Source organism: Naasia sp. SYSU D00057, assembly GCF_017916505.1.
GTDB lineage: Bacteria > Actinomycetota > Actinomycetes > Actinomycetales > Microbacteriaceae > Naasia.
In genome coordinates this window covers 650,379-657,353 of the sequence record NZ_JAFMSZ010000002.1, presented here as the reverse complement: position 1 = coordinate 657,353, position 6,975 = coordinate 650,379, and the positions used below count along the sequence as shown (strand labels likewise).

At 72.2% G+C, this 6,975-nt stretch carries 7 protein-coding genes; 2 read left to right on the top strand and 5 right to left on the bottom strand.

Annotated features, from left to right (window positions below; translation table 11 throughout):
• Window positions 1-310: 310 nt before the first annotated feature.
• The 4 genes from J3P36_RS10430 to purD form a co-directional block, all read right to left on the bottom strand.
• Window positions 311-961, bottom strand: coding sequence for a response regulator transcription factor (locus J3P36_RS10430; RefSeq protein WP_210507786.1), 651 nt, complete (start codon window positions 959-961; stop codon window positions 311-313).
• Window positions 958-2,217: a sensor histidine kinase gene (locus J3P36_RS10425; RefSeq protein WP_210507784.1), complete on the bottom strand. Its 1,260-nt coding sequence runs from the start codon at window positions 2,215-2,217 to the stop codon at window positions 958-960. Before J3P36_RS10425 ends, J3P36_RS10430 begins: the two co-directional genes overlap by 4 nt.
• 91 nt (window positions 2,218-2,308) lie before the next feature.
• Window positions 2,309-3,163 (bottom strand): phosphoribosylaminoimidazolesuccinocarboxamide synthase, encoded by an 855-nt coding sequence (locus tag J3P36_RS10420; RefSeq protein WP_210507783.1) that lies wholly within the window; start codon window positions 3,161-3,163, stop codon window positions 2,309-2,311.
• Window positions 3,160-4,440, bottom strand: coding sequence for a phosphoribosylamine--glycine ligase (purD, locus tag J3P36_RS10415; RefSeq protein WP_210507781.1), 1,281 nt, complete (start codon window positions 4,438-4,440; stop codon window positions 3,160-3,162). Before purD ends, J3P36_RS10420 begins: the two co-directional genes overlap by 4 nt.
• A gap of 148 nt (window positions 4,441-4,588) precedes the next feature.
• On the opposite strand from purD, the gene J3P36_RS10410 reads away from it, so the two are divergent.
• Together J3P36_RS10410 and J3P36_RS10405 are read left to right on the top strand one after the other, a co-directional pair.
• On the top strand, window positions 4,589-4,969 hold the full coding sequence (locus J3P36_RS10410; protein ID WP_307807040.1) for a sterol carrier family protein: 381 nt from the start codon (window positions 4,589-4,591) through the stop codon (window positions 4,967-4,969).
• Window positions 4,966-5,361, top strand: a complete 396-nt coding sequence (locus J3P36_RS10405) for a hypothetical protein (RefSeq protein ID WP_210507777.1) — start codon at window positions 4,966-4,968, stop codon at window positions 5,359-5,361. The genes J3P36_RS10410 and J3P36_RS10405 overlap by 4 nt, the downstream gene beginning before the upstream one ends.
• Window positions 5,362-5,472: 111 nt before the next feature.
• On the opposite strand, the gene purF is transcribed toward J3P36_RS10405, so the two are convergent.
• The gene (gene purF / locus J3P36_RS10400; protein ID WP_210507775.1) at window positions 5,473-6,930 is read right to left on the bottom strand and encodes an amidophosphoribosyltransferase; all 1,458 of its coding nucleotides are present in this window, start codon (window positions 6,928-6,930) and stop codon (window positions 5,473-5,475) included.
• Window positions 6,931-6,975: the final 45 nt, after the last annotated feature.

Below are 6,975 nucleotides of genomic sequence, written 5' to 3'. Positions count from 1 at the left end.
GACCGTCTCGAGATCACGCGAGCCGCTTCGAACCGCGCCCCTCTTCCCGGTGATTGAGGAGGCCGCGGAGCGGCCGTCTCGAGATCACGCGAGCCGCTTCGAACCGCGCCCCTCTTCCCGGTGATTGAGGAGGCCGCGGAGCGGCCGTCTCGAAATCACGCGAGCCGCTCTTCGAACCTGGCCCTGCCCTCCCTGACGTGGCTGAGTCCGAAGGGACGTCGCGTGATTTCGAGACGCCGACCTGCGGTCGGCTCCTCAATCACCGGGGGTGGGGGACCTGAGTCGGCTCCTCGATCACCGAGGGGGCGGATCAGCGGCCCGCGAGGCCGTTCTCCTGCGCGAACACCGCCGCGTGCACGCGGTCGCGCAGCTCCAGCTTGAAGAGCACCTTCGACACGTGGGTCTTCACCGTGGCCTCGCCGAGGAAGAGCGCGCCCGCGATCTCGGCGTTCGACATCCCGCGGCCGAGGAGGGAGAGCACCTCGGTCTCGCGCTCGGTCAGCTCCGCCAGGGCGGGATGCGGCGCTCGCACGGCGCCGGACGCGAACCGCTGGATGACGCGCTTCGTCACGTCGGGGGAGAGCAGCGCGTCGCCGGCGGCCACCACCTGCACCGCCTCGATCAGCTTCTCCGGCGACGTCGTCTTCAGCAGGAACCCGCTCGCGCCCGCGCGGAGCGCCTCGAAGAGGTAGTCGTCGCGGTCGAACGTCGTGAGCACGAGCACCGCCGTGGAGGCGCCGCTCGCCGCGATGCGGCGTGCGGCCTCGAGCCCGTCGACGCCGGGCATCTGCACATCGAGGCACACCACGTCGGGCCGGAGGCGCTCCACCTCGCGCACCGCCTGATCGCCGTCCTTCGCCTCGCCGACGACGGCGATCCCCGGCTCGGACTCGAGGATCATCCGGAAGCCGCGGCGCACGAGGTCCTGGTCGTCGGCGAGGACGACTCGGATGTCGCTCATCGGCCGGTCGGGATGCTCGCCCGCACGAGGTAGCCGCCGCGGGACGACGGTCCGAGCTCGAGGGTGCCGCCGACGGCGCCCACCCGCTCCCGCATGCCGACCTGGCCGAGGCCGGCGCCGCCCGCGTGCCGGGCGGGCCGGCCGCCGGTGTCGCTGACCTCGAGCTCGACCGCGTCGTCGAGGTAGCGCAGGCGCACATCGATCTCGGCGGCGGGCCCGGCGTGCTTGATCGAGTTCGTGAGAGCCTCCTGGGTCACGCGGTACAGGGTGTTGCCGACCGTGCCCTCGAGCGGGCGAGGCGTTCCGACGGTGGCGTAGCGGGCGGTCCGGCCGTCGGCACCCGCCTGACGCACGAGGTCGTCCAGCTGCTCGACCCCGAGGGTGCTGGGCGGCGGCGCGCTCTCCGTCTCCTCGCTGCGGAGCGTGCCGAGCATCCGGTGCAGGTCGTCGACCGCCGACCGGGCGCTCTCCTCGATCGCGGCGAGCGACTCCGCGGCGCGGGCCGGGTCGCGGTCGAGGACGCGGCGGGCGGCACCGGCCTGCACGCCCATGACGGAGACGTGGTGCGCCACGACGTCGTGCAGCTCGCGCGCGATGCGGACCCGCTCGAGGACGACCGCCTGCGCGGCGGTGCGCTCGCGCTCGGCGGTGAGCTCGGCGGTCCGCTGCTCGAGCGTCGCGAAGGCGCGCGCGGATGCCCAGGCGCGGTCGCCGAACACGTACGCGGCGCCGAAGAAGAGGAGATTGATGAGGATGCTGAGCAGCGCGATCGCGACGGCCGCCTGCGGTGAGGCGCCCGGCGTGTACTGCGCTAGCAGCTCGGGATTCGAGAACCGGATTCCGAGGTCGAGGAACAGCCACAGGAACATGCCGACGATGATCAGCATCCGCAGGAGGCGGGAGGCGGCGCGGTTCCGGCCCCACGCGCCGAGGGAGTAGAACGCGAGGAACAGCGTGACGTTGCCGAAGAACAGGTCGGGCACGCTCGCGCCCATGCCGACGCCGTAGGCGACGGAGACGACGACCGCCACGACGCCCGGGCAGCGGCGCCGCAGGGCGAGGGGCAGGGTCGTGAACGCGACGTAGAGCGCGCTCGCCCACCACGGCGCCGGGTTGTCGTAGACGCCGCCGATCGAATAGAGGACGACGCTGAGGGTCACCCCGCCCGCCAGGGCGACGGCGGTGATTACGTCGCGGCGCAGGTCGCTCCGGCTCGGTGCCGGTCGCACCCACTCGTCGGTCTGCGGATCGGCCATCGATCCACGCTATCGCCGGCGCTCGCCGCAGGCCTCCGCCTCGAGACGGACGCGGCCGTCCCCCGCGAGGAGGAGGGTGCGACGAGACGGGTCAGCCGGTGAAGCGCTCGATCAGCTCGCGGTATCGGGCGGCGGTGCGCTCGACGATCTCGTCGGGCAGGCGCGGCGGGGTGCCGGTCCGATCCCAGTTCGCGGCGAGCCAGTCGCGCACGATCTGCTTGTCGAAGCTGCGGCCGCGGATGCCCCGGTGCCACTCGTCGGCGTCCCAGTAGCGGCTGGAGTCGCTCGTCAGCACCTCGTCGGCCAGCAGCGTGCGCCCCGTCCCCGGGTCGGCGCCGAATTCGAACTTGGTGTCGGCGAGGATCACGCCGTGCTCCTCGGCGATGGCGGACGCCGCGGCGAAGACGTCGAGGGACAGCCGGCGCAGCTCCTCCGCACGCTCCTGCCCGACCAGCTCGACCGCGCGCTCAAAGGGGATGTTCTCGTCGTGCTCGCCCTGGGGCGCCTTCCACGCCGGGGTGTAGATCGGCTCGGGCAGCCGGTCGCCGTCCTGAAGGCCGGCCGGCAGCTGGACGCCGCACACGCTCTGCGTCTCCCGGTACTCCGCCCAGCCGCTGCCGGTCAGGTAGCCGCGCACGACGCACTCGATCGGGTACATGTCGAGGGCCTTCACGAGCATCGCGCGGCCCTGCACCTCGGCGGGCACCTCCTGCGGCTCGACCAGGTGGTCGGGCACGCCGAGCTTCCCGAACCACCACAGGCTGAGGGTGGTGAGCAGCTCGCCCTTGGCCGGGATCCCGGGCTCGAGCACGTGGTCGAAGGCGCTGACGCGGTCCGTGGCGACGACGAGCATCCGGTCGCCGGCGCCGTTCGCGGGGCGGTACAGCTCGCGGACCTTGCCGGAGTAGACGTGCTCCCAGCCGGCCAGGCGCATCGGCTCGGTCATTCCGCCACCACCGCCGCGGCGATGTCGGTGCGGTACTGGCCGCCCTCCAGGTCGAGCGCGTCCACCGCGGCGTACACGCGGGAGCGCGCCTCCCTGAAGTCGTCGGCGACGGCCACGACGGTGAGCACCCGGCCTCCGGTGGCGAGCAGGGTGTCGTGCTCGTCGCTCCACGCGGTCGCCGCGTGGTCGATGCGGATGCCGGGAACGGTGAGCGCGTCCCGGAAGCCGTAGATCGGGCGGCCCGTCACCGGCGCCTCCGGGTAGCCCTCGCTGGCGAGGACGACGCCGACGGCAGCCTGATCGCTGAACTCGGGCCACGGCATCCCGGCGAGCTCGCCGCTCGCGGCCGCGAAGAGCAGGCCGGCCAGCGGGGTGACGAGGCGCGGCAGCACGACCTGCGTCTCCGGGTCGCCGAAGCGGGCGTTGAACTCGATGACGCGGATGTCGTCGCCCTCGACGATCAGGCCGCAGTAGAGCAGGCCGATGAAGGGGGTGTCCTCGTCCTCGAGCTGACGCACGACCGGCTCGGCGACGGTCTCGAGCACGCGCCGGACGAAGGCCTCCTCGCCGCCGAACGAGTCGGCGAGCCAGGGAAGCGGCGAGTAGGCGCCCATGCCGCCCGTATTCGGGCCCGCGTCGCCGTCCCCGAGGCGCTTGAAGTCCTGGGCAGGGGAGAGCGGCAGCACGGTGTGGCCGTCGGAGAGGAAGAAGAGGGACACCTCGCGGCCGGTGAGGTGCTCCTCGAGCAGCACCGCGCCCTGCTGCAGGTAGTGCGTCGCGTGGTCGAGCGCGGCGGCGCGGTCGTCGGTGACGAGCACGCCCTTGCCGGCGGCGAGGCCGTCCGCCTTCACCACGTACGGCGCGCCGAGCTCGTCGAGCGCCGCCTCCACCTCGGTCAGGGTGCCGGCGCGGACGGCGCGACCGGTCGGAACGCCCGCCTCCGCCATGATCCGCTTCGCGAAGGCCTTGCTGCCCTCGAGCTGCGCGGCCGCCCTGCCGGGGCCGAACACGGGGACGCCGCGCTCGCGGAGTCCGTCGGCGACGCCGGCGATGAGGGGCGCCTCGGGCCCGATGACGACCAGGTCGAACGGGTTCGCCTGCACCCAGTCGGCGACGAGCTCGTCGTCGGTGATGTCGCCGAAGACGACGGTGGCCGACGCCTCCGCGATGCCGCCGTTGCCGGGCGAGACGGTGACGTCATGGCCCGCCGGATCGGCGAGGAGGGCGTCGAGGATGGCGTGCTCGCGCGCGCCGGAGCCGAGGACGAGGATCCGCACCCGTCCAGGCTATCGGCGGTGCCGGGATGGCCGCCTCCCGGGGTCGGAGGCCGCTGCAACCGGACGACCGTTCTGCAACCGCGTGCCGTTGCGAGATGGCCGTTCGGTTGCGAGCGGCCGCTCCGGCGGCGCGGGGTACCGTGGAGGCGTGGGACGAGCGAGGATCGGCGCCGAGGTCGGGGAGCCCGCCGTGGCGACCGCACTCGCGGGCGAGGCACCCCGGAACACGGTCGCGACCGCCGTCCGCTACACCCTGCAGCTGCTCGCCGAGCGTGCCGAGGGAAACACGGTCGAGGTGCGCGTGCCCCCGTTCGGTGCGGTGCAGTGCATTCCCGGGCCGCGGCACACGCGCGGCACCCCGCCCAACGTCATCGAGATGGACGCCCCGACCTGGCTGGCTCTCGCCTCCGGCACGCTGACCTGGTCCGACGCGCTCGCGGCGCACCGGGTGGCCGCCTCGGGACAGCGCGCCGACCTCACCGGCTACGTCCCGATCCCGCCGATCGCATCCCTGAGGACCCGCGCATGACCGCCACTCCGCCGCCCTCCGGGGAGCGCCCCGAGCAGGTGCGCGTCCGCCGTTCGGCGAAGATCCTCAACTTCCTGCTCACCGGAGCGGTGCTGGGCGCCGTCGTCGCGCTGATCGCCACGTTCGCCTTCCCGGAGAACGAGCAGTATCCGACGAGCCAGGTCCTCGGGTTCCTGGTGCTGCTCGGCGTCGTGCTGGGCGCCGCTCTCGGCGGCCTCGTCGCCGTGCTCCTCGACCGCGCCCTGCAGCGCAGAACACGTGAGGTCGACGCGATCCGCGAGGTCACCCTCGCCCCCGAGGAGCCCGAGCGCTCCGCGGACACCGCCGCCCCCAGCCCGGTGGACGGCGACGACGCCCCGTCCTCCGGCCCTGCGGGCACGCCGCGCCCCTGACCCCGCAGCCCATAGGTGGGCGAGTTGCCGATATCCGCCGCTGTTCGCGCGGAATGAGGGCGGAAATCGGCAACTCGGCCGCAGTCGCGGGCGCCGCAGGCCCGCGACGGGTCAGCTGAGCTGGGTCTTCTCCACCCAGCGGAGGTACTCCTCCGTCACCGTGCCGGTGATGTAGCGGCCGTCGAAGCAGCTCTTCTCGAGGTCGGTGACCCGGGAGCCCTCGACGATGGCCGACTGCATGTCGGCCACCTCCTGGTAGATGAGGTAGTCGGCGCCGAGCTCGGTCGCGATCTCGGGGATCTTCCGGTCGAAGGCGACCAGCTCCCGGCGCGAGGGCATGTTGATGCCGTACACGTGCGGGAAGCGGACGGGCGGCGCCGCCGACGTGAACGTCACCTTGTTGGCACCGGCGGCCCGCGCCATGTCGACGATCTCCTTGCTCGTCGTGCCGCGCACGATCGAGTCGTCGACGATGAGGATGTTCTTGCCTCGGAACTCGGAGCCCATCGCGTTGAGCTTCTGCCGCACCGACTTCTTGCGCTCCGCCTGCCCCGGCATGATGAACGTCCGGCCGACGTAGCGGTTCTTGTAGAAGCCCTCGCGGTACTCGATGCCGAGCTTCTGCGCGACCTGCATGGCGGCGGGCCGTGACGAGTCGGGGATCGGCATCACGACGTCGATGTCGCCGCGCGGCGTGTAGCGCTCGATGGTGTCGGCGAGGCGATTGCCGAGTCGCAGCCGCGCCTCGTAGACGGAGATGCCGTTCATAATCGAGTCGGGGCGCGCGAGGTAGACGTACTCGAACGAACAGGGCACGAGGGTCGGGTTCTTCGCGCACTGGCGCGTGTGCAGCTCCCCGCTCACCGTGATGAAGACGGCCTCGCCGGGCTCGACGTCGCGGACCACCTCGAAGCCCTGGCTCTCGAGGGCGACGGTCTCGGACGCCACGATCCACTCGGTGCCGAGCAGCCCGATCTGGCGCCTGCCGAGCACGAGCGGGCGGATGCCGAACGGGTCGCGGAACGCGAGCAGTCCGTGGCCGGCGATCAGCGCGATCGTCGCGTAGGAGCCCTCGACCCGCTCGTGCACGCGGGACACCGCGGTGAACAGCTGGTCGAGGTCGAGGTCCGTGCCGGAGATCTGCGCCTGCAGCTCGTTGGCGAGGATGTTGATGAGCAGCTCGGTGTCGGAGCTCGTGTTGAGGTGGCGGCGGTCCACCCGGTAGAGCTCGTCGGTGAGCTCGCGCGTGTTCGTGAGGTTGCCGTTGTGCACCATGACGATGCCGTACGGCGCGTTCACATAGAACGGCTGAGTCTCCTCCTCGTTGGCCGCCGACCCCTTGGTGGCGTACCGGACGTGACCGAGCCCCATCGTGCCGGGGAGGGCCCGCATGTCCCGCGTGCGATAGGCCTCGCGGACCTGGCCGCGCGCCTTCCGCATGTGCAGGGTCTTGCCCTCAGTGGTGGCGATGCCGGTCGAGTCCTGCCCGCGGTGCTGGAGCAGAAGGAGGCTGTCATAGACGAGCTGGTTGACCGGCTCGGGTGAGACGAGGCCGACGATGCCGCACATTCGGCGAAGAGCTCCAGACCATAGAGTGGGGGCTTACCGGAGAAG